Source organism: Leisingera aquaemixtae (assembly GCF_001458395.1).
Classification (GTDB): Bacteria; Pseudomonadota; Alphaproteobacteria; order Rhodobacterales; family Rhodobacteraceae; genus Leisingera; species Leisingera aquaemixtae.
In genome coordinates this window covers 1-20,255 of the sequence record NZ_CYSR01000031.1, presented here as the reverse complement: position 1 = coordinate 20,255, position 20,255 = coordinate 1, and the positions used below count along the sequence as shown (strand labels likewise).

At 64.2% G+C, this 20,255-nt stretch carries 20 protein-coding genes; 9 read left to right on the top strand and 11 right to left on the bottom strand.

Annotated features, from left to right (window positions below):
- Positions 1–221 precede the first annotated feature (221 nt).
- Both dnaJ and dnaK read right to left on the bottom strand, forming a co-directional pair.
- Complete coding sequence (gene dnaJ / locus PHA8399_RS17015) at positions 222–1,379, bottom strand: molecular chaperone DnaJ (protein WP_058287318.1); 1,158 nt, start codon at positions 1,377–1,379, stop codon at positions 222–224.
- Between the two features lie 77 nt (positions 1,380–1,456).
- Positions 1,457–3,379, bottom strand: coding sequence for a molecular chaperone DnaK (gene dnaK, locus PHA8399_RS17010; protein ID WP_058287317.1), 1,923 nt, complete (start codon positions 3,377–3,379; stop codon positions 1,457–1,459).
- A gap of 215 nt (positions 3,380–3,594) precedes the next feature.
- Between dnaK and PHA8399_RS17005 the strand changes: the two genes are divergently transcribed.
- Positions 3,595–4,197, top strand: coding sequence for an alpha-ketoglutarate-dependent dioxygenase AlkB family protein (locus PHA8399_RS17005; RefSeq protein ID WP_058287316.1), 603 nt, complete (start codon positions 3,595–3,597; stop codon positions 4,195–4,197).
- Positions 4,198–4,277: 80 nt separating this feature from the next.
- On the opposite strand, the gene PHA8399_RS17000 is transcribed toward PHA8399_RS17005, so the two are convergent.
- Both PHA8399_RS17000 and PHA8399_RS16995 read right to left on the bottom strand, forming a co-directional pair.
- Entirely contained in the window at positions 4,278–4,931 is a 654-nt protein-coding gene (locus PHA8399_RS17000) for an SH3 domain-containing protein (protein ID WP_244270246.1), read from the bottom strand.
- Complete coding sequence (locus tag PHA8399_RS16995) at positions 4,928–5,749, bottom strand: ABC transporter permease (protein WP_058287314.1); 822 nt, start codon at positions 5,747–5,749, stop codon at positions 4,928–4,930. The genes PHA8399_RS17000 and PHA8399_RS16995 overlap by 4 nt, the downstream gene beginning before the upstream one ends.
- A gap of 110 nt (positions 5,750–5,859) precedes the next feature.
- Between PHA8399_RS16995 and cysQ the strand changes: the two genes are divergently transcribed.
- From cysQ to PHA8399_RS16955, 8 genes are all read left to right on the top strand, one after another.
- Positions 5,860–6,657 (top strand): 3'(2'),5'-bisphosphate nucleotidase CysQ, encoded by a 798-nt coding sequence (cysQ, locus tag PHA8399_RS16990; protein ID WP_058287313.1) that lies wholly within the window; start codon positions 5,860–5,862, stop codon positions 6,655–6,657.
- Positions 6,657–7,457 (top strand): 3-deoxy-manno-octulosonate cytidylyltransferase, encoded by an 801-nt coding sequence (locus PHA8399_RS16985; RefSeq protein ID WP_058287312.1) that lies wholly within the window; start codon positions 6,657–6,659, stop codon positions 7,455–7,457. Before cysQ ends, PHA8399_RS16985 begins: the two co-directional genes overlap by 1 nt.
- A gap of 182 nt (positions 7,458–7,639) precedes the next feature.
- Complete coding sequence (galU, locus tag PHA8399_RS16980; protein ID WP_058287311.1) at positions 7,640–8,533, top strand: UTP--glucose-1-phosphate uridylyltransferase GalU; 894 nt, start codon at positions 7,640–7,642, stop codon at positions 8,531–8,533.
- Positions 8,534–8,580: 47 nt separating this feature from the next.
- Positions 8,581–9,564 (top strand): UDP-glucose 4-epimerase GalE, encoded by a 984-nt coding sequence (gene galE / locus PHA8399_RS16975; RefSeq protein ID WP_058287310.1) that lies wholly within the window; start codon positions 8,581–8,583, stop codon positions 9,562–9,564.
- A 2-nt stretch (positions 9,565–9,566) separates the two neighbouring features.
- A complete protein-coding gene (locus PHA8399_RS16970) occupies positions 9,567–10,607 on the top strand; it encodes a glycosyltransferase family 2 protein (RefSeq protein WP_058287309.1) in 1,041 nt (346 codons plus the stop codon).
- A gap of 192 nt (positions 10,608–10,799) precedes the next feature.
- On the top strand, positions 10,800–11,786 hold the full coding sequence (locus PHA8399_RS16965; protein ID WP_058287596.1) for a glycosyltransferase family 2 protein: 987 nt from the start codon (positions 10,800–10,802) through the stop codon (positions 11,784–11,786).
- Entirely contained in the window at positions 11,783–13,483 is a 1,701-nt protein-coding gene (locus PHA8399_RS16960; RefSeq protein WP_058287308.1) for a DUF5927 domain-containing protein, read from the top strand. Before PHA8399_RS16965 ends, PHA8399_RS16960 begins: the two co-directional genes overlap by 4 nt.
- Positions 13,484–13,489: 6 nt before the next feature.
- Complete coding sequence (locus tag PHA8399_RS16955; RefSeq protein ID WP_058287307.1) at positions 13,490–14,926, top strand: hypothetical protein; 1,437 nt, start codon at positions 13,490–13,492, stop codon at positions 14,924–14,926.
- Between the two features lie 354 nt (positions 14,927–15,280).
- Here PHA8399_RS16955 and PHA8399_RS16950 read toward each other — a convergent pair whose 3' ends face one another.
- The 7 genes from PHA8399_RS16950 to PHA8399_RS16920 form a co-directional block, all read right to left on the bottom strand.
- Complete coding sequence (locus PHA8399_RS16950) at positions 15,281–15,745, bottom strand: PTS sugar transporter subunit IIA (RefSeq protein WP_058287306.1); 465 nt, start codon at positions 15,743–15,745, stop codon at positions 15,281–15,283.
- 52 nt (positions 15,746–15,797) lie between these two features.
- Positions 15,798–16,355 carry a ribosome hibernation-promoting factor, HPF/YfiA family gene (hpf, locus tag PHA8399_RS16945; protein ID WP_058287305.1) on the bottom strand — a complete coding sequence of 186 codons (558 nt, stop codon included), beginning with the start codon at positions 16,353–16,355 and terminating at the stop codon, positions 15,798–15,800.
- A 271-nt stretch (positions 16,356–16,626) separates the two neighbouring features.
- Positions 16,627–17,385, bottom strand: coding sequence for an LPS export ABC transporter ATP-binding protein (lptB, locus tag PHA8399_RS16940; protein WP_058287304.1), 759 nt, complete (start codon positions 17,383–17,385; stop codon positions 16,627–16,629).
- A complete protein-coding gene (locus tag PHA8399_RS16935) occupies positions 17,385–17,897 on the bottom strand; it encodes an LptA/OstA family protein (protein ID WP_058287303.1) in 513 nt (170 codons plus the stop codon). The genes lptB and PHA8399_RS16935 overlap by 1 nt, the downstream gene beginning before the upstream one ends.
- 3 nt (positions 17,898–17,900) lie before the next feature.
- The gene (lptC, locus tag PHA8399_RS16930) at positions 17,901–18,500 is read right to left on the bottom strand and encodes an LPS export ABC transporter periplasmic protein LptC (protein ID WP_058287302.1); all 600 of its coding nucleotides are present in this window, start codon (positions 18,498–18,500) and stop codon (positions 17,901–17,903) included.
- Positions 18,501–18,523: 23 nt separating this feature from the next.
- Positions 18,524–19,492: a KpsF/GutQ family sugar-phosphate isomerase gene (locus tag PHA8399_RS16925; RefSeq protein ID WP_058287301.1), complete on the bottom strand. Its 969-nt coding sequence runs from the start codon at positions 19,490–19,492 to the stop codon at positions 18,524–18,526.
- Complete coding sequence (locus PHA8399_RS16920; protein WP_058287300.1) at positions 19,489–20,103, bottom strand: ribonuclease D; 615 nt, start codon at positions 20,101–20,103, stop codon at positions 19,489–19,491. Before PHA8399_RS16920 ends, PHA8399_RS16925 begins: the two co-directional genes overlap by 4 nt.
- Positions 20,104–20,255: the final 152 nt, after the last annotated feature.

Below are 20,255 nucleotides of genomic sequence, written 5' to 3'. Positions count from 1 at the left end.
GTTGAGGAAGTGTTAACTCCCGCCGCAAGGTACGCCGCGATGCGGCGGCAGAGCGGGGGTGACAGGCGTGCACCCCCTGTACACCCCCTGTGCACCGCCGCGGTGCGGCGTGCCTGGATTCTGCCGCGGCCGGCTGGCAATAGGTTCGGGCGGAGCGCTAAAGAAAAAGCGCCCCGGCAGGGGCGCTTTCATCTGCGGCTCAGCTGGGCAAAACCCCGGCCTCAGCCTTTCATTCCGTCCCAGAAGCTTTTCACCGAAGAGAAGAAGCTGCGGGATTCGGGGTTGGTGTTTTCCGCGGAGATGTCCTCGAACTCGCGCAGAAGCTCCTTCTGGCGCGTGGTGAGGTTCATCGGGGTTTCCACCGCCAGTTCGATGAACATGTCGCCGGTGGCGCCGCCACGGAGCGCCGGCATGCCCTTGCCGCGCAGGCGCATCTGACGGCCCGACTGGCTGCCCTCGGGGATCTGCACCCGGCCGCGGCCGCCGTCGATGGTCGGCACCTCGATGGAGCCGCCAAGTGCTGCCTTGGCCATGCTGACCGGCACCCGGCAGTAGAGGTTGTTGCCGTCACGCTCGAACAGCTTATGCGCCGAGACCTCGACAAAGATGTAGAGGTCGCCCGGAGGGCCGCCGCGCAGGCCGGCTTCGCCTTCGCCTGCCAGGCGGATGCGGGTGCCGGTTTCGACGCCTGCCGGAATGTTCACCGACAGCGAGCGGTCCTTTTCCACCCGGCCGTGGCCATGGCAGGATTTGCACGGGTTCTTGATGATCTGGCCCAGGCCCGAACAGGTCGGGCAGGTGCGTTCGACGGTGAAGAAGCCCTGCTGCGCGCGGACCTTGCCCATGCCGGAGCAGGTCGGGCAGTTGGTCGGCTCGACCCCGCCTTCGGCGCCGGTGCCCTCGCAAGAGGAGCAGGCCACTGACGTCGGCACCTTGATGGTCTTGTGCAGGCCGGAAAAGGCCTCTTCGAGCGAGACCCGCAGGTTATACCGCAAGTCGGCACCGCGGGCGGCCCGCTGCCGTCCGCCGCCGCCGCGCTGGCCGCCCATGAAGTCGCCGAACAGATCGTCGAACACATCCGAGAAGGCGGAGGAGAAATCGCCGCCGCCAAAGCCCTGGCCGTGGCCGCCGCGCTGGCCGCTGCCCATGCCGTTTTCAAAGGCGGCATGGCCAAAGCGGTCGTAGGCCGCCTTTTTGTCAGCGTCCTTCAGAACGTCGTAGGCCTCATTGGCCTCTTTGAACTGCGCCTCGGCGTCCGGATTGTCCTTGTTCCGGTCGGGATGCAGTTCCTTGGCCTTCTTGCGAAAGCCTTTTTTGATTTCGTCAGCGGTGGCGCCTTTGGCTACCCCGAGAACGTCGTAATAGTCGCGTTTTGACATCGGTTACCCCATCTGCCTCAACGAAAATGGGCCGGTCCGGGGTACGGACCGGCCCGCTTTGGCCTGAGTGTCAGGCGTTAGCGCTTGTCGTCGTCCAGGTCTTCAAATTCGGCGTCAACAATGTCGTCATCGGCCGGGCCTGCGGACGCATTATCCGCGGCTGCGGGCTCTTCCTCGGCTTCTTCGGCCTGCGCCTTGTAGATCGCCTCGCCCAGCTTCATCGCGGCCTCGGTGACGTTCTGGATGCCGGACTTGATCTTCTCGGCGGACGATTTCTCGTTCTCCAGATCGTCCTTCAGCGCAGCCACGGCCAGTTCGATCACTTCGACGGTGGACGGGTCGACCTTGTCGCCGTGCTCTTCCACCGATTTCTCGGTCGAGTGGATCAGCGATTCGGCCTGGTTCTTGGCTTCCACCAGCTCGCGGCGTTCCTTGTCCGCCTCGGCGTTGGCTTCGGCGTCCTTGACCATCTTTTCGATGTCGTCGTCGGACAGGCCGCCGGATGCCTGGATGGTGATCTGCTGTTCCTTGCCGGTCGCCTTGTCCTTGGCGCCGACCGACACGATGCCGTTGGCGTCGATGTCAAAGGTCACTTCGATCTGCGGCATGCCGCGCGGTGCCGGCGGGATGTCTTCCAGGTTGAACTGGCCGAGCATCTTGTTGTCGGCAGCCATTTCACGCTCGCCCTGGAACACGCGGATGGTCACGGCGTTCTGGTTGTCTTCCGCGGTCGAGAACACCTGCGACTTCTTGGTCGGGATGGTGGTGTTGCGGTCGATCAGGCGGGTGAAGACGCCGCCTAGGGTTTCGATGCCCAGCGACAGCGGGGTCACGTCGAGCAGCACCACGTCCTTGACGTCGCCCTGCAGAACGCCGGCCTGGATCGCGGCGCCCATGGCAACCACTTCATCCGGGTTCACACCCTTGTGCGGCTCCTTGCCGAAGAACTTGGTCACTTCCTCGATGACACGCGGCATCCGGGTCATGCCGCCGACCAGAACCACCTCGTCAATGTCGGAGGCGGAGAGGCCTGCATCCTTGAGAGCCGCCTTGCAGGGGTCCATCGAACGCTTGATCAGGTCGGAAACCAGGCTTTCCAGCTTGGCGCGGGTCAGCTTCATCACCATGTGCAGCGGCTGGCCCGAGGACGGGTCCATCGAGATGAACGGCTGGTTGATCTCGGTCTGCGAAGTGGAGGACAGTTCGATCTTGGCTTTTTCTGCAGCCTCTTTCAGGCGCTGCAGAGCCATCTTGTCCTTGGACAGATCGACGCCGTTTTCCTTTTTGAACTCATCCGCCAGGTAGTTGACGATGCGCATGTCGAAGTCTTCGCCGCCCAGGAAGGTGTCGCCGTTGGTCGACTTCACTTCGAACAGGCCGTCGTCGATTTCCAGAATGGTCACGTCGAAGGTGCCGCCGCCGAGGTCATAAACGGCGATGGTCTGGGTGTTCTCTTTGTCCAGGCCATAGGCCAGCGCAGCCGCGGTCGGCTCGTTGATGATGCGCAGCACTTCGAGGCCCGCGATCTTGCCGGCGTCTTTGGTGGCCTGACGCTGGGCGTCGTTGAAGTAGGCAGGCACGGTGATCACCGCCTGGGTGACTTCCTCGCCCAGGTAGGATTCCGCGGTTTCCTTCATCTTGCCCAGGGTGAAAGCGGAGATTTGCGACGGGGAGTATTTCTCACCCTTTGCTTCGACCCATGCGTCGCCGTTGCCGCCGTTCACGATGGAGAACGGCACCATTTTCTTGTCTTTTGCGACAGCGGGGTCGTCAAACCGGCGGCCGATCAGGCGCTTGACGCCGAAAACAGTGTTGTCGGGGTTGGTCACCGCCTGGCGCTTGGCAGGCTGGCCGACCAGACGCTCTTCATCGGTGAAGGCGACAATCGACGGGGTGGTGCGCGCGCCCTCGGCGTTTTCGATCACGCGGGGCTGGGAGCCATCCATGATGGCCACGCAGGAGTTGGTGGTACCCAGGTCAATGCCGATAACTTTGCTCATGTTCGATCCCTTACATTTACTCAAGGCGATTACCCGAGGCCTGAACCCGTTGCGGCATCCCGGCCCCGATCTGAAGTTGCGGTTTGGTCTGCACCTTGCCGCGTCCCGGCGTATATAGGGACGTGAAAACGGCCCTGCAAGCGCTCAGGCGCGCGGCCAAGCGTGAATCAATGCGCTTTTTTGCAGCGGTCTTGGTTAAGGATGGATGAACGGCAATGACCCTGCTGCGCGTGCGCGGATTCGATATCCACAAGGGCTGTTTGGAGCCCGCCCGGCAGGCGGCGCTGATTGAGGCGCTGCGGCCTGTGCTGAAGGCAGCGCCCCTGTTTTCGCCGGTGGTGCCGGGCGGCGGGCAGATGTCGGTGCGGATGACCTCGGCCGGGAAATTCGGCTGGTATTCGGATGCCTCCGGCTACCGCTATGCCGAAGCACACCCGTCGGGGCGGCCCTGGCCCGCGATCCCGAAACCGGTGCTGGAGATCTGGCGGCAGCTGACCGGGCTGGAGCGCGAACCGGAATGCTGCCTGCTGAATTATTACGGCGAGGGGGCCCGGATGGGGCTGCACCAGGACAAAGACGAGGCGGATTTTTCCTTTCCCGTGGTGTCGGTCTCGCTGGGCGATGACGGGCTGTTCCGGATCGGCAACCGGACCCGCGGCGGCAGGACGGAGTCGGTCTGGCTCAGCTCGGGCGATGTGGTGGTGATGGGCGGCGAGGCGCGGCTGATGTATCACGGGGTGGACCGGATCCGGTTCAAATCCTCCCGCCTGCTGCCCAAGGGCGGGCGGATCAACCTGACATTGAGAGTAGTGACCTGACGCCGGCGGCGGGGCGCAAAAGTTTTCCGGAAAACTTTTGCCAAGACTTTTTCAGTAAAAGTCTTGGGGCGGAACGCTGCTTAGGGCACCAGCGAGCAGCACCCGGTCAGAACGTCCAATTGCCCGGCGCCGCGCAACTGCAGCAGGTCAATCGAGATGCCGTAGGTCCGGTCAGACATGCCATCGGAGCATTGCTGCGCAGTCAGCGTGCCGGACAGCGCCACCGGTTCGGTGTGTGAGACATTGCCGTCATTCCGGCGGACAGCGTGGAAGCCCGATTTGCCGCTGTGGTTTGAGCCAGGTTCGCGCGCCAGCAGCACGAACGGCATCTCCGGCCCGCCCGGGGTGGTCAGGTTTGGCGTTTCATCCAGCGCAAGCGACCAGAAGGGCTCCGTGCCAAAACAGTTCAGGGCCTGTTTCTGGCGCTTGCGCCAGTCGTCCCGGGGTTCCAGTGTCAGAAACCGAAGGGCGGCCCAGCCCGACCGCTCGCCGCTGTTCACCAGGCCCCATGTGCCGCTGCCGTCCGCTGCCACGACCTCAACCCCGGTTTGGTCCGGCGCCAGGGTGCCGATGATGTCAGCGGCGGCTGAAGGGGCGCTGCGGATGTTCAGCACGTCATCCGCCGCCACGCCGGCGACGCTGTAAAGCGCCGGAAACTCCTGCGCTGCGGCCGGCAGAGTGGCGGCGGCCAGCCAGAGCAGGGCGGCAGCAGCGCACCGTCTCATCGCCCTCATCGCCGCGCGCTCCAGCTGAGGGAGACGTTGCGGCGGGTGTAGAACTCGCCCATCAGACCGATCACGATCAGCACCAGTGCCACCCAGGCCGCATACTGCCAGGAGCTGAAATGCGGGTTGTAGTTGATGAACACAAAGCCGCGGGACTGGTCGATGCAGTGGAACAACGGGTTCCAGTCGAACATCGCCAGCATGAAGCTGGGCAGCGTGTTTGCCAGAAACATCTTGCCGGAAGCGATCATGTTGGCCCTCTGGTAGATCATGGTCAGGATGCTGACAAAGCCGGGCGCCCAGGGTTTGAGCACCAGAAACACCAGACCCACGGACGCGCCCGTGATCCAGGCCAGCAGCACCATGCCGAAAGCCCCCGCCGGATCTTCGATATGCAGGGGGGTGAAGGCCACGTGATAGACAAACAGGATGATGAACAGCGAAAGCACCTGAATATAAAGCGCGCCGATGGCCGCGGACAGAATGGCCACCATCGTGTTCATCGGGGCGTGCTGCATCATCGGGCTGCTGGGCCCTTCGGCGCCTGCAACCGCACTGACGGTTTTGGTGTGCACCATGAACAGAAAAATGCCGGACATCACATACAGCAGGAAATCGCCGCGGATGGCGGAGCCGCGCAGCCCAAGGAGCGCAAACATCACGTAAAATGCGGCCACAAAGAGCACCGCCTGCATGATGTTCAGGCCAAGCGCGGCAAAGGCGTTGTTATGCTTGGAGCGGACGCTGCGCACGACGGAGTGGAACACGACCTCTGTGAGGGCGACAAAACCGGAGATCCAGGATTGCTGCGTGCGCTGCTGAAACATGAGGCCTGTATTCTCTGCTCGAATCCGATGCGGCTGCTTGCCGTTCTGCTGTCTGCACAGCATAAGAGACGAGAGGCAAATTTTCAATTAAACCCGACAGGGAGGTCCGCGTGACATATGAAGACCTGGTGCCCGTGATCCGCCGCCTGGCCATCGAGGCCGGCGCAAAGATCATGGAGATCTACAACTCCGACGATTTCGGCGTGAAGGTGAAATCCGACGAGAGCCCGGTGACGGAAGCGGATGAAGCCGCGGATGCGCTGATTTCGGCGGGTCTGCGGGCGGCGTTCCCGGACATGATGCTGGTTACCGAGGAGCAGGCGGCTTCGCACAGTGCGCGCGGCGACACCTTCCTGATCGTCGACCCGCTGGACGGCACCAAGGAATTCATCCACCGCCGCGGCGATTTCACCGTCAATATCGCGCTGGTGGAAATGGGCGTGCCGACCCGCGGCGTGGTCTATGCGCCGGCAAAGGAGCGGATGTTCTTTACCCTGGCGGACGGCAGCGCGGTCGAGGAAACAGGCGCGTTCGACCCCGAAACCATCGGGGAAATCCGCCCGATCCGGGTTGCGGACAGCGACAATTCGGCGCTCATGGTGGTGGCCTCGAAATCGCACCGCGATCAGGCAACCGACGATTACATCGGCAAGTACAGCGTCAAGGACATGAAGAGCGCAGGCTCTTCGCTGAAATTCTGCCTGGTGGCCACCGGCGAGGCGGATCTTTATCCGCGTGTCGGCCGCACCATGGAGTGGGACACCGCCGCCGGTCACGCGGTGCTGGCGGGTGCAGGCGGGAAAGTGGTGCGTTTTGACGATCATTCCCCGCTTATTTACGGTAAAGAGGGCTATGCGAACCCGTTCTTCATCGCCTATGCACCGGCTGTGGAATTGAAGAAAGCCTGATGTCTGTCCTGATTGTCATCCCCGCCCGCTACGCCTCGACCCGTTACCCCGGCAAGCCGCTGGTGCCATTGACCGGGGCCACCGGTGAAAAGCGTACCCTGGTGGAGCGCTCCTGGCGGGCGGCCTGTTCGGTGCAGGGCGCGGACCGGGTGGTGGTGGCAACGGATGACGATCGCATCAAGGACGCGGCTGAGGCGTTCGGCGCCGAGGTGGTGATGACCGCGCCGGAGTGCGCCAACGGCACCGAGCGCTGCGCCGAGGCGCATGCGGCGCTGGGCGGCGGCTATGAGATCGTGGTGAACCTGCAGGGCGATGCGCCGCTGACCCCGCATTGGTTTGTCGAGGATCTGGTTGCCGGCCTGCGCGATGCGCCCGGCATGGAGCTGGCGACGCCGGTGCTGCGCTGCAACGGCGAGACGCTGAACAGCCTGCTGGCAGACCGCAAGGCGGGCCGGGTCGGCGGCACCACAGCGGTGTTTGCCGAGGACCGCAGCGCGCTCTATTTCTCCAAAGAGGTGGTGCCTTATTGCGGCAAGGCTTATGGCGCTGGCGAAAACACGCCGGTCTTTCATCACGTCGGCGTCTATGCCTACCGCCCGGATGCCCTAGCAGCGTATTCTGGGTGGCGGACCGGGCCGCTGGAAAACCTGGAAGGCCTGGAGCAGCTGCGGTTCCTGGAGAACGGGCGCAAGGTGCTGTGTGTTGAAGTGGACGCGCGCGGACGGGAGTTCTGGGAGCTGAACAACCCTGAGGACGTGCCGCGCCTGGAGGCTATGATGAAGAAAATGGGGCACGAGTGACTGGATCATGGTAATGAGAGACAGTAAAGGCACGCGAAGGTTGCATACCCGCGGCCGCAGAGGGCAGCAGGCAGCTGCGTTGAAATTCGTTGGGGGCGGCCGGGCATAATGCGCGCCAGCTTCTCCGCGGCTCGCGCTGGAGACAGCCGCAGGCCCGGTAATTAAAGTACAGTGAGAACGACATGCGTAGAAAAGTAACTAAGGCAATTTTTCCGGTTGCGGGCCTGGGGACGCGGTTCCTGCCGGCAACCAAGTCGGTGCCTAAGGAAATCATGACCCTGGTCGACCGGCCGCTGGTGCAATACGCCATCGACGAGGCGCGCGCTGCCGGGATCAAGGAATTCATCTTTGTCACCTCGCGCGGCAAGGGCGCGCTGGAGGACTACTTCGACCATTCGCCGGTCCTGGAGCAGGAGCTGCGCAGGAAGGGCAAGGACGACCTGCTGGAAATCCTCAAGAGCACAGACATGGAATCCGGTGCCATTGCCTATATCCGTCAGCACAAGGCGCTGGGCCTCGGCCACGCGGTCTGGTGCGCGCGCCGGCTGATCGCCAATGAACCCTTTGCGGTGATCCTGCCGGACGACGTGATCGCGGCGGAAAAGCCCTGTCTGCAGCAGATGGTCGAAGCCTACGAGGAAACCGGCGGCAACATGGTTGCCGCGATGGAGGTTCCGCCGGAGCAGACATCGTCTTACGGTGTGCTCGACGTGAAAGAGGACATGGGCCAGGTGGTTGCCGCCAACGGCATGGTGGAAAAGCCCAAGATGGAAGAGGCGCCGTCGAACCTGGCGGTGATCGGCCGGTACATCCTGGCGCCGTCGGTTCTGAAGAACCTCAACAAGATGAAGCAGGGCGCGGGCGGCGAAATCCAGCTGACCGATGCAATCGCCGAAGACATCGCCAAGGATGTGCCGGTCTACGGCTACCGCTTCCGCGGCCAGCGGTTCGACTGCGGCTCCAAGGCGGGCTTCCTGCAGGCGACCGTCGCCTTTGCACTGGCGCGCGATGAGCTGCGGGACGACCTGCTGAGCTACATCACCGAAATCGCGCAGGTCGGAAAGGCCGCGCAGTAACCACTCTGGCCGCCCTCCCGGGGGCGGCCCAGCATGGGGCAGAGACAGTGACAAATATCCTTGTGACCGGCGGTGCCGGATACATCGGCTCGCATGCCTGCAAGGCACTTAAGGCGGCGGGCTATACTCCTGTAACCTACGACAACCTGGTGACCGGCTGGCAGGATGCGGTCAAGTTCGGCCCCTTCGAGAAGGGCGACCTGACCGACCGCGCCCGGCTGGATGAGGTGTTTGCCAAATACCGGCCGGCCGCGGTGATGCATTTCGCGGCGCTGAGCCAGGTGGGCGAGGCGATGAGCGAGCCGGGCCGCTACTGGGCCAACAACACCGGCGGGTCGCTGAACCTGGTGGAGGCCGCGGTGGCGGCGGGCTGCCTGGACTTCGTGTTCTCCTCCACCTGCGCCACCTATGGCGAGCATGACAATGTGGTGCTGGACGAAAACACCCCGCAGCTGCCGCTGAATGCCTATGGCGCCTCCAAGCGCGCGGTGGAGGATATCCTCAAGGATTTCGGCGCCGCCCACGGGCTGCGGTCGGTGATTTTCCGTTACTTCAACGTGGCGGGTGCTGACCCCGAGGCCGAGGTGGGCGAGTTCCACCGGCCCGAGACCCATCTGGTGCCGCTGGTGCTGGATGCAGTTGCGGGCAAGCGCGATGCGCTGACCATCTTCGGCACCGACTACGACACGCCGGACGGCACCTGCATCCGCGATTACGTGCATGTCTGCGACCTGGTGGACGCGCATGTGCTGGGCCTGAAGTGGCTGGAACACGGCAACGGCAGCCAGGTGTTCAACCTGGGCACTGGTTCGGGCTTCTCTGTCCGTGAGGTGATGGACAAGGCGGAGGCCGTGACCGGCCAGAAAGTGCCCTGCAACACCGGACCGCGCCGGGCTGGCGACTGCACCAAGCTGGTGTCGGGCTCGACCCGCGCGGTGACCGATCTGGGCTGGGAGCCGCGGCGCTCCACCTTGGAAACCATGATCGCCGATGCCTGGAAGTGGCATAAGACGGGCCATTACGAGGCCTGAGCATGACTGGCCCCGCCGCCCCTGATCTGCCGCCGCTGGGCCTGACCGGGGCCTACCGGATGCGGTGGAAGCGGCGGCGGATGCTGTGGCGGGCCCTGCGGGCCCGCCGCGGGATGGCCAAGGCCGCGGACCGCACCGGTCAGATCCCCCAGGAAGGCGTCCTCGTCTTCATCGTCCTGCGCAATGAGATCACCCGGCTGCCCTTTTTCCTTGAGCATTACCGGCGCCTGGGCGCGGTGCATTTCCTGGCCGTGGACAACGCCAGCGATGACGGCAGCGCCGAACTGCTGGCGGACCAGCCGGATGTGTCCCTGTGGCGCGCCGGCGGCAGCTACCGGGACACGCGTTTTGGTCTCGACTGGCTGGGCTGGCTGCTGATCCGGTATGGCCACGGGCGCTGGTGCCTGACGGTCGATACGGATGAGCTGCTGGTCTATTCGGGCATGGAGACGCATGGGCTGGACGCCCTGACGCAGCGGCTGGAACAGCAGGGGCGCACGGGATTTGGCGCGCTGATGCTGGATCTTTATCCCAAGGGGCCGCTGGGCGCGCAGAGCTATGCACCCGGGCAGGACCCGTGCGAGGTGCTGCAGTGGTTTGACGCCGGGCCTTACCGCGCGGTGCGGCAGCAGCCGATGGGCAATCTGTGGGTGCAGGGCGGCGCCCGCGAGAGAATGTTCTTTCCGGACCAGCCGGAGCGGTCGCCCACGCTGAACAAGCTGCCGCTGGTGCGCTGGAACCGGCGCTATGCCTATATCAACTCCACCCATTCGATGCTTCCGCCGCGGATGAATGCGCAATACGGCGGGCCGGGCGGCACAGCGCCGTCAGGGGTGCTGCTGCACACGAAGTTCCTGCCGGAAATTGTTTCCAGATCGGCCACGGAAAAACAGCGGCAGCAGCATTTCCACACGCCGCAGCAATTTGACACCTATTACGACCGGATCGCGCAAGCGCCGGATCTGTGGCGCCCGGGATCCGCCCGCTACAGCGGTCCGGACCAGTTGGCAGAGCTGGGCCTGATGACGCCGCTTTCCTGGTGACCGCCATGTCCGGCGCGGGGTGTTGCAGCCGCGCCGTGCGTCCGCGTAACTGTTTCTAAATCCGTTGTTAATACCATATGCCCGTGACATATTGCGCGGAAACTTGCCGAAGGTGCGGGGCGGCTTCGGCAGGCTGGCGCGCTCCTTGGAAAAGGGTTTGGAGTAAACGTGGGGCTTTGGGATTCTTACCGGATGCGGTTGCGGCGCAAACGGCGGCTGGTCCGCGCCGTGCGCAAGTCCGGTGAGCTGACGTCTGTGCAGGACAATACACGGTCGATCCGCCCAAAGGATATCCTGCTGGTCTGCACCATGCGCAACGAGCAGATCCGGCTGCCCTATTTCCTGCAGTACTACCGCGGACTTGGGATCAACCATTTCCTATTTGTGGACAATGGCTCCACCGATGGCACGGCGGATTACCTGCGCGGGATGGCGGATGTCTCGCTGTGGCACACCACGGCAAGCTACAAGCGCGCGGGCTTTGGCATCGACTGGATGAACTGTCTCAAGCGCAGATACGCCCATGGGCACTGGGTGCTGGTGGTCGATCCGGATGAGTTCTTTATCTACCCGTTCTGCGACACGCGGCCGATCCGGGCGCTGACCGACTGGCTGGACAATTCGGCTATCCGCAGCTTCTCGGCGATGCTGCTGGATGTTTACCCCAAGGGGCGGATCGGTGAGGTGCCGTATCAGGCGGGGCAGAATCCGCTGGAGATTGCCCATTGGTTCGACAGCGGCAATTACACCATCCGCCGCAACCCGGAATACGGCAACCTGTGGATCCAGGGCGGGCCGCGGGCGCGGATGTTCTTTGCCGACCAGCCGGACCGGGCGCCGGCGCTGAACAAGATCCCGCTGGTGAAATGGCACCGCCGCTATGCCTATGCCAGCTCCACCCATGCGCTGCTGCCGCGCGGGCTGAACCAGGTTTATGAGACCGACGGCGGCGAAAAGGCGAGCGGCGCACTGCTGCACACCAAGTTCCTCGACACCTTCACCGCCAAGGCGCAGGAGGAGCTGGAGCGCGGCCAGCATTACGGCGGATCGGTGGAGTACAAGGCCTATGCCGCCAAGCTGACGGAGCAGCCGGAGCTGTGGTGCAAATGGAGCGAGAAATACATCAACTGGCGCCAGCTTGAGATCCTGGGGCTGATGTCCAAGGGCAACTGGGCATGAGCACGGCCGGGGTTGTCATGCTGGTCCACACCGCGCTGGAACGGGCGGCGCAGGTGGTGCGCCACTGGACCGCGGCGGGCTGCCCGGTTGTGCTGCATGTGGACCGCAAGGTCCGGCAGGAAGCGTTTGACCGCTTCCGCCGGTCGCTGGACGGCAACCCGCTGGTGCGGTTTTCCACCCGCCACCGCTGCGAATGGGGCACTTGGGGTATCGTTGCCGCCTCGCAGGCGGCGTCTGAGGTGATGCTGGCGGAGTTTCCGGATGTGCGCCACGTCTACCTCGCCTCGGGCTCCTGCCTGCCGCTCAGGCCGGTGCAGGAGCTGATCGATTACCTGGCCGCGCGCCCGGACACCGATTTCATCGAAAGTGCCACCACCGCGGATGTGCCTTGGATTGTCGGCGGCCTCAGCCATGAACGGTTCACGCTGCGGTTCCCGTTCTCCTGGAAAAAGCACCGCTACCTGTTCGACCGCTATGTAAACCTGCAGCGCAAGCTGCGGTTCAAGCGGCGGATCCCGCCCGGGCTGGTGCCGCATATGGGCAGCCAGTGGTGGTGCCTGACCCGGCAAACCCTGTCGGCGATCTTGGAGGACCCGGAGCGCCCGGCCTATGACGCCTACTTCCGCAAGGTCTGGATCCCGGACGAAAGCTATTTCCAGACCCTGGTGCGGCGGTATTCCAGCAATATCGAAAGCCGCTCCCTGACGCTGAGCAAGTTCGATTTTCAGGGCAAGCCGCATATCTTCTATGACGACCATCTGCAGCTCTTGCGCCGGTCCGACTGTTTTGTCGCGCGTAAGATCTGGCCGCATGCGGACCGGCTGTATCAGGCATTCCTGACGGATTCTGCCGGGGCGATGAAACGGACCGAGCCGAACCCCGGCAAGATCGACCGGATCTTTGCCAAGGCGGTGGAACGGCGCACCCGCGGGCGGCCCGGCCTTTACATGCAAAGCCGCTTTCCCGGGCAGGGGTCGGAAAACGGGATCACCTCCAGCCCCTATTCGGTGTTCCAGGGTTTTACGGAGCTGTTCGAGGATTTTGAGCCCTGGCTGGCCAGAACCACTGGCGCCCGGGTGCACGGCCATCTCTTTGCGCCGGAGGGGGCGGAATTCGCGCAAGCGCAGAGACTGGTCAACGGCTGCCTCAACAGCAATGCCAAAGCGCGCGACTGCAATCCGGAAAGCTTTCTGACCAGCCTGATCTGGAATACCCGCGGCGAGCGCCAGTGCTTTCAGTTCGGCCCGCGCGACAATCAGGCGGTGAACTGGCTGCTGGCGCGCGATACAAATGCGCAGATCTCGGTCATCAGCGGGGCCTGGGCGGTGCCGCTGTTCAAATCCAGCCGCAGTTTCGCGGAACTGCGGCAGGAGGCGGCGCGGCTGCAGCAGATCGAGGCGGAGCAGCTGAAGATCCTGCGGTCGCAATGGACCAAGGCGCGGGTGCGGATCTGGAGCATGGCAGACTTTGCCGAGGCGCCGATGGAACCGCTGCAGACCGTCCTTGGCGAAATCGGCGCGATCTCCGCCCGCCACCTGAGCGAGGCCCCGAGGATGACGGATCTTGAAGGCTTTGGTCAGTTTCTGCAGACTCTGAAGAACCAGGGGATGCATCCCTATCTGATGGGGGATTTTCCGGCCGGACCGATGCCTGTCAGCCCGTCAACGCCGCAGCGCAAACCCTATCTGGTGCGATAACCGCTTATGTCTGTACCCGCTTTTGATTACTTCGTTGTCTTTGCCGAAATGCGGACCGGGTCCAATTTTCTGGAAACCAATCTGAATGCCTTTGATGGGCTCGCCTGTCATGGCGAGGCGTTCAATCCGCATTTCATCGGCTATCCCGATTCCGCGGATATCCTGGGTGTGACCCAGAGCCTGCGCGAGGCCGATCCGGCGCGGCTGATCCAGGAGATCAGGGCGCAGCCGGGGGTGCTGGGCGGGTTCCGCTACTTCCACGACCATGATCCGCGGGTGCTGGATCAGATGCTGGAGGATCCGCGCTGCGCCAAGATCGTGCTGACGCGCAATCCGCTGGACAGCTACGTGTCCTGGAAGATCGCCCAGGAGACCGGGCAATGGAAGCTGACCAATGTGAAGCGCCGCAAGGAGGCCAAGGCACAGTTTGATGCGGCGGAGTTTGCCGCCCATGTCGAAACGCTGCAGGCCTTTCAGATGACGCTGCTGAACCGGCTGCAGGCGCTGGGCCAGACTGCGTTTTATGTTGCTTACGAGGACTTGCAAAGCGTCGCAGTGATGAACGGGCTGGCCCGCTGGCTGGGGGTCCCGCAACAGCTGGAGGCGCTGGACGAGAGCCTCAAGCGGCAGAACCCGGCGCCGGTGCTGGACAAGGTGGCCAATCCCGAGGAGATGCAGGCGGCCCTGTCCGGCCTGGACAGGTTCAACCTGACCCGCACCCCGAACTTCGAGCCGCGCCGAGGCCCGGCAGTGCCGGGCTATGTGGCGGGTGCGGTGACGCCGCTCCTGTATCTGCCGCTCAAGGGCGGGCCGGAGGCGGAGGTGGAGCAGTGGATGGCGGATCTGGACCGGGTCGCGCCGGACGGGTTGATCCGGGGCCTGAACCAGAAGCAGCTGCGCCAGTGGAAGCGCGGCAACAAGGGCTTTCGCAGCTTTACCGTGCTGCGGCATCCGGCGGCGCGGGCCCATGCGGTGTTCTGCCGCCGGATCCTGAACGCGGGCGCGGGCAGTTACCGGCAGATCCGCAACACGCTGCGGCGGCAGTTCGGGCTGGCGGTGCCGGAGGCGGGGCCGGGCGAGGGGTACACCCGGGCGCAGCACCGGGAGGCGTTCGCCACGTTCCTGGAGTTCGTGCGGGCCAGCCTGGCGGGTCAGACCTCGGTCCGGCTGGACGCGGAATGGGCCAGCCAGAGCCAGGCGCTGGAGGGGTTCGCCGGCGCCGGGGTGCCGGATCTGCTGATCCGCGAAACGGAGATGGCAGACGACTTGCCGGCCTTGGCGCGGAAACTGGGGCGGATGGAGCCCGGGCCGGTTCCGGCCGCGCTGCCGGAGCAGCCATTTGCGCTGGATGAGATTTACGACGCCGGTCTGGAAGCGCTGATCGCGTCGGTCTACCAGCGTGATTATCTGGCGTTCGGTTTCGGACCCTGGCGCGCAGACTGACCCGGACGGCTTGGGGCAGGCGGTGCGCTCCCGCGCCCGCAGGGTATTGGCTGCGCCAAATACCCTTGGCGGCCTTGGGCCCGGCGCCGCACACAGTGCGGCGCGGCGCTTGGCGCAGGTCTGTGCGGTGACACTCAAACCGGGCTAAGGGATGCTGCCGCATGGGGCGGGGCCGCAGGCCGTGGCCCATGCCCGGCCCAACGGGAAGAGCGCCGCCGGACGGCGGCCGATGACGGGCGGGAGCGCTTGCGGAGCTTGGACTGCCTTGGCCGGAGACTGCGGCGGCGGGGCGGCAACTTCCCGCTGGCCTTCTGGTCAGCCGGCTGACCGGACGCAACACGCGCCGCGCCGGGATCAGGCGGCCTGGACGGACTGGTCCTCGGTCAGGATGGTGTAAAGCGTGGCCGGGTCGTGGTTGGCGCGCAGCTTGGTGCAGAAGCTCTGCTCGCGCAGGGTGCGCGACACCAGCGCCAGGGCCTTCAGGTGCTCGACGCCTGCATCCTCCGGCGCAAACAGGGCAAAGGCGATGTCCACCGGCTGACGGTCGACGGCACCGAAATCCAGCGGTTTCTCAAGGATCAAAAAGACGCCGCAGACCTCGCTGATGCTGCCCAGCCGGGCGTGCGGCAGGGCGACGCCATGGCCGACACCGGTGGGGCCGAGGCTCTCGCGGTCCAGCAAGGCCTCGACCGTGGGCTGGGCGTCCAGCCCATAGGCTGTCTGAGCAATATCTGCGACTTCCTGGAACAACCGCTTCTTGCTCGAGGCCGCTCCGATTACCCGGACGGCCTCTGGCTTGAGGATGCTGGAAATCTGCATATGTCTGCTCCGTTCCGGCGCCCCCGGCGGGGCGCCGATGCCTTAGATGTGTTTACGGATCAATCCAGCCGATATTGCCGTCTTCGCGGCGGTAGACCACATTCAATCCGTCCTTGCCTTCGTTGCGGAAGACCAGAACCGGGGCGCCTGCCAGCTCCATCTGCATCACCGCTTCCCCGACCGACAGAGACGGAATGCGGGTTTCCATTTCCGCGACGATGATGGGCTGCAGCGTGTCCGGTTCGGAATCCGCTTCCTCAGCCGCGAGGATATACGAGTTGGCGCCCAAATGTTCAACCGGCTCGCTGCGGTCCTTGTGATGGTCCTTCAGGCGGCGCTTGTAGCGGCGCAGCTGTTTTTCCATCTTTTCGCAGCAGGCCTCGAAAGCGGCATAGATCTCCGTTGCATGCGCCTTGGCCTGGGCGCTCAATCCGGTCGACAGATGGACGGTGGCTTCACACACATACTCATGCGCCGAACGGGAAAAGACCACAGCCGCGTCGGTCGGGCGTTCGGCATATTTCTGAACGGCCGACCCCAGTTCGTTCTGCACATGGGTCTGCAGAGCTTCACCGATGTCGATCTGTTTACCGCTGATTTTGTAACGCATGTGATCTCCTTCACAAATTATTGCGGCCGGGCCCGCCGCCAAGGCAATCCTTGGCGCTGTCACATCAGGTCCGGAACCGGGGGGCAGGCCAGCCGTCCGGGTGCATCCATCCGGTCCTTGTCGCCAAGGCTGATGAGCGGATTGCATCGGACTGCGCGTATGCCATGGGCCAATTCGACGGCAAGACAGCGGGAGAGTCAATGGATATTCCCGAAAAATGAAGCCTGCCTTTCAGGCATATTTCCGGGGTGCCCGCCGCCGGCGCAGCGGCTCAGGAAATGCGGAAATTGTCGCCCAGATAGACCCGGCGGACGTTCTCATTTTCGACCACTTCCTCGGGGCTTCCGGACATCAGCACCTGCCCGTCATGCAGGATATAGGCGCGGTCGACGATCTCCAGCGTTTCGCGCACATTGTGGTCGGTGATCAGCACGCCGATGCCGCGCTTTTTAAGGTCGCCCACCAGATGGCGGATGTCGCCGACCGAGATCGGGTCCACGCCGGCAAAGGGCTCATCAAGCAGCAGATACTTGGGATCGGCGGCCAGGCAGCGGGCGATTTCGACGCGGCGGCGCTCACCGCCGGACAGCGCCAGCGCGGGCGCGCGGCGCAGATGCTCAATCGAGAAGTCCGACAGCAGCTCTTCCAGCCGCTCGCGGCGTTTGTGCTCATGCTTTTGCGAAATATCCAGCACGGCGGAGATGTTGTCCTCCACCGACAGGCCGCGGAAGATCGACATTTCCTGCGGCAGATAGCCGATGCCGAGGCGCGCGCGGCGGTACATCGGCAGGCCGGTCACGTTCTGGCCGTCGATGCTGACGGTGCCCGCTTCGGGAAACACCAGGCCTGCGATGGCGTAAAAGCTGGTGGTCTTGCCGGAGCCGTTGGGCCCCAGCAGCGCCACCACCTCGCCGCGGTTCAGCGACATCGAGACGTCCCGGATCACCACCCGCTTGCGGTAGGATTTGCGCAGCCGCTCGATGCGCAGCCCGGAGGAGCCTTCGGTCACGGTCAGGTCGGGTTTCGCCATCAGTTGCTGCCGCCGTTGGGGTTCAGGATGGTCTTCACCCGGCCGGCCATCTTGGCGGTGCCCGAAGTCAGGTTCACCTCCAGCCGGTTCGACGCCAGGGTGCCGCCTTCCTGATTGAGCAGCACATTGCCGGTCATCACGATGGTGCCGTTGTCGATGGTGTATTCTGCGCGCTCCGCCTCGGCGGCGTCAGGGCCGCTGACCAGCACCACGTTGCCGGCCGCCTCCAGCCGTTCGATACCTGCCTTGGCGCCGCTGTCGTCCGCGGTTTTGTAGATCACCAGGACGGTGTCCGCAGACAGCCGCATGATGCCCTGCACAATCAGAACATTGCCGGTGAATTCGGCGGATCCGTCAGCCTGGTTGACCGCCAGATTGTCGGCGGTGACTTCGACGGGCTGGCTGGGGTCGGCCTTGACGGCGCCAAAGGCGACGGAAGCCGTTTGCGCTGCCGCGAGGCCGGGAAATACCGCCAGCGGCAGGCAGAAGATCAGGGTGCGCAAATAGGACACAGGTTATCTTTCCGGTTGCTGGGGGTCATATAGCAGCTTCACGCCGTTTTTGAACAGCATATGGACCGGGCCGCCTTCGGTTTTAACGCCAATGTGCATATTTCCCGCAGTCAGCTCGCCGATTGCGCCGGTGGCGCGGACCGGTCCGGGGCTGTCGGCCTCCAGCCCGCTGAGCGCGGTGTTCAGCTCTTCGGTTTCGACCACAAGCCCGTCGGCTGTGGTGATTGTCACATTGCCGGCAAACCGTGCCATGTCCTGGTCCGGGTGAATGGCGCCGGTTTCGGAGGCCAGCGTGATCCGGCCGCCCTGGGCAAGCTGGATGTCGGCGGACAGATCGCTGGCAACCGCCGGTGCGCCGTCGCGGCCGGGACGCGCCAGCGAGGCGGTGACCATGATCTCATCCCCGCCCGCAGTGGTGCCGGAAAAGAACGGGGCGGTCACCTGCTGTCCCTTCATCCGGTCCTCGATCTCTTTCTGCGCAAAGGGGATCACCGCATCGGTGTTCACCCCCCGCGAGATCAGGAACAGGGTCGACATCAGAACCAGGGCCGCCAGCGGCAGCAGCACCTTGAGATAGGCAACGGCTCTGGAATGACTGTCCATCGTCAGCTCCCCCCGGCGCCCGGTCAGCCCAGGCCTGCGCGCAGGCAGTCATGGATGTGCAGCAAACCCTCAGCCTTCTGCCCGTTGTCCGGGTCGACCACAAACAGGCAGGTGATCTTGCGCTGGTTCATCACCGCGACGGCCTCCTGCGCCATGGCGCCGGGGGCGATGGTGGCGGGGCTTGCGGTCATCACTTCCGCCGCGGTCTTGTTCAGCAGCCCGTCCATGTGGCGGCGCAGGTCGCCGTCGGTGATGATGCCGGCCAGCGAGCCGTCGGCGGCAGCAACGCCCGCGACGCCAAAGCCCTTCTGGCTGATTTCGATCAGCGCATCGGCCATCGGGGTGTCCCCGCTGACCAGCGGCAGGGCGTCGCCCGCGTGCATCAGGTCGCGCACCTTGCTCAGCTGCGCGCCCAGCTTGCCGCCCGGATGGAAGTCGCGGAAGTTCTCGGGGCGGAAATCGCGGTGCTTCATCAGCGCAATCGCCAGCGCATCACCCATCGCCAGCGTCAGCGTGGTGGAGATCGAGGGCACCATCCCGAACCCGCAGGCCTCGCCCAGCGAGGGGATCTGCAGATGCACGTCGGCCTGTTTCATCAAGGTGCTGTCCATCTTGCTGGACAGCCCGATCAGCGGGATCGAAAAGCGGCGGGTGAAGGCCAGCAGGTTGGCCAGCTCCGGCGCCTCGCCGGAGTTGGAGATTGCCAGCACCACATCGCCTTCGGACAGCATGCCCAGATCGCCATGGCTGGCCTCGGCCGGATGCACGAAATAGGCGGGAGTCCCGGTAGACGCCAGCGTTGCGGCAATCTTGTGGCCGATATGGCCGGATTTGCCGATGCCGCTGACGATGATGCGGCCCTTGGCCTGCAAAATCAGCTGCACCGCTTCGGCAAAGCGCTCGTCCAGGCTTTCGGCCAGGGCATTCAGCGCCTGCGCCTCATCGGTGATCACCTGCCGCGCGGTCACGAGGAATTTTTCTGTATCGGTCATGAGTGGGCAAAGATGTCAATTTCGGGCCAGCCGGCCAGGTCCAGCTTGGCGCGCATGGGAAGAAAATCGAAGCAGGCCTGGGCCATCTCGGAGCGGCCTTCGCGGGCCAGCCGCTTGTCCAGCGCGTCGCGCAGCTTGTGCAGGTGCAACACGTCCGATGCGGCATAGTCGAGCTGTGCTTCGGTCAGCTCCTCCGCGCCCCAGTCACTCATCTGCTGCTGCTTGGAGATGTCTATGGCCAAGAGTTCCTGTGTCAGGTTCTTCAGCCCGTGCCGGTCGGTGTAGGTGCGCACCAGGCGGCTGGCGATCTTGGTGCAATAGACCGGCGCGGCCAGGGCGCCGAAGGCATGATACATGGCGGCGATGTCGAACCGGCCGAAATGGAACAGCTTCAGCACATTGGGGTCTTCCAGCATCCGGCACAGGTTGGGCGCCTCGGACTGGCCCTTTTCCACCTGCACGATATGGGCATTGCCGTCGCCGCCGGACATCTGAATCACGCAAAGCCGGTCGCGGTGCGGGTTCAGCCCCATGGTCTCGCAGTCGATGGCGACAACGGGACCGAGGTCCAGCCCGTCGGGCAGGTCGTTTTTGTACAGGTGGTTGGCCACTGGAATTCCCTTTTGATGATCATCGCGCCGGCAGGGGCTGGAGAGGAGATAGGCGCTCTGGCCTTCAAACTCAACTGCGCGGGGCCACGCTGGTTTATGCGGGGCACACATGCGGGGCCTCCGGTCAGCCGGGCGCGGTTTGGATTTAATAT

Excerpts from the sequence above, each read along its gene's own strand:
- dnaJ (WP_058287318.1), bottom strand. The coding sequence starts at position 1,379 with ATGTCAAAACGCGACTATTACGACGTTCTCGGGGTAGCCAAAGGCGCC.
- dnaK (WP_058287317.1), bottom strand. The coding sequence starts at position 3,379 with ATGAGCAAAGTTATCGGCATTGACCTGGGTACCACCAACTCCTGCGTG.
- PHA8399_RS17005 (WP_058287316.1), top strand. The coding sequence starts at position 3,595 with ATGACCCTGCTGCGCGTGCGCGGATTCGATATCCACAAGGGCTGTTTG.
- PHA8399_RS17000 (WP_244270246.1), bottom strand. The coding sequence starts at position 4,931 with ATGAGGGCGATGAGACGGTGCGCTGCTGCCGCCCTGCTCTGGCTGGCC.
- PHA8399_RS16995 (WP_058287314.1), bottom strand. The coding sequence starts at position 5,749 with ATGTTTCAGCAGCGCACGCAGCAATCCTGGATCTCCGGTTTTGTCGCC.
- PHA8399_RS16985 (WP_058287312.1), top strand. The coding sequence starts at position 6,657 with ATGTCTGTCCTGATTGTCATCCCCGCCCGCTACGCCTCGACCCGTTAC.
- galU (WP_058287311.1), top strand. The coding sequence starts at position 7,640 with ATGCGTAGAAAAGTAACTAAGGCAATTTTTCCGGTTGCGGGCCTGGGG.
- PHA8399_RS16970 (WP_058287309.1), top strand. The coding sequence starts at position 9,567 with ATGACTGGCCCCGCCGCCCCTGATCTGCCGCCGCTGGGCCTGACCGGG.
- PHA8399_RS16965 (WP_058287596.1), top strand. The coding sequence starts at position 10,800 with ATGCGGTTGCGGCGCAAACGGCGGCTGGTCCGCGCCGTGCGCAAGTCC.
- PHA8399_RS16960 (WP_058287308.1), top strand. The coding sequence starts at position 11,783 with ATGAGCACGGCCGGGGTTGTCATGCTGGTCCACACCGCGCTGGAACGG.
- PHA8399_RS16955 (WP_058287307.1), top strand. The coding sequence starts at position 13,490 with ATGTCTGTACCCGCTTTTGATTACTTCGTTGTCTTTGCCGAAATGCGG.
- PHA8399_RS16950 (WP_058287306.1), bottom strand. The coding sequence starts at position 15,745 with ATGCAGATTTCCAGCATCCTCAAGCCAGAGGCCGTCCGGGTAATCGGA.
- hpf (WP_058287305.1), bottom strand. The coding sequence starts at position 16,355 with ATGCGTTACAAAATCAGCGGTAAACAGATCGACATCGGTGAAGCTCTG.
- lptB (WP_058287304.1), bottom strand. The coding sequence starts at position 17,385 with ATGGCGAAACCCGACCTGACCGTGACCGAAGGCTCCTCCGGGCTGCGC.
- lptC (WP_058287302.1), bottom strand. The coding sequence starts at position 18,500 with ATGGACAGTCATTCCAGAGCCGTTGCCTATCTCAAGGTGCTGCTGCCG.
- PHA8399_RS16925 (WP_058287301.1), bottom strand. The coding sequence starts at position 19,492 with ATGACCGATACAGAAAAATTCCTCGTGACCGCGCGGCAGGTGATCACC.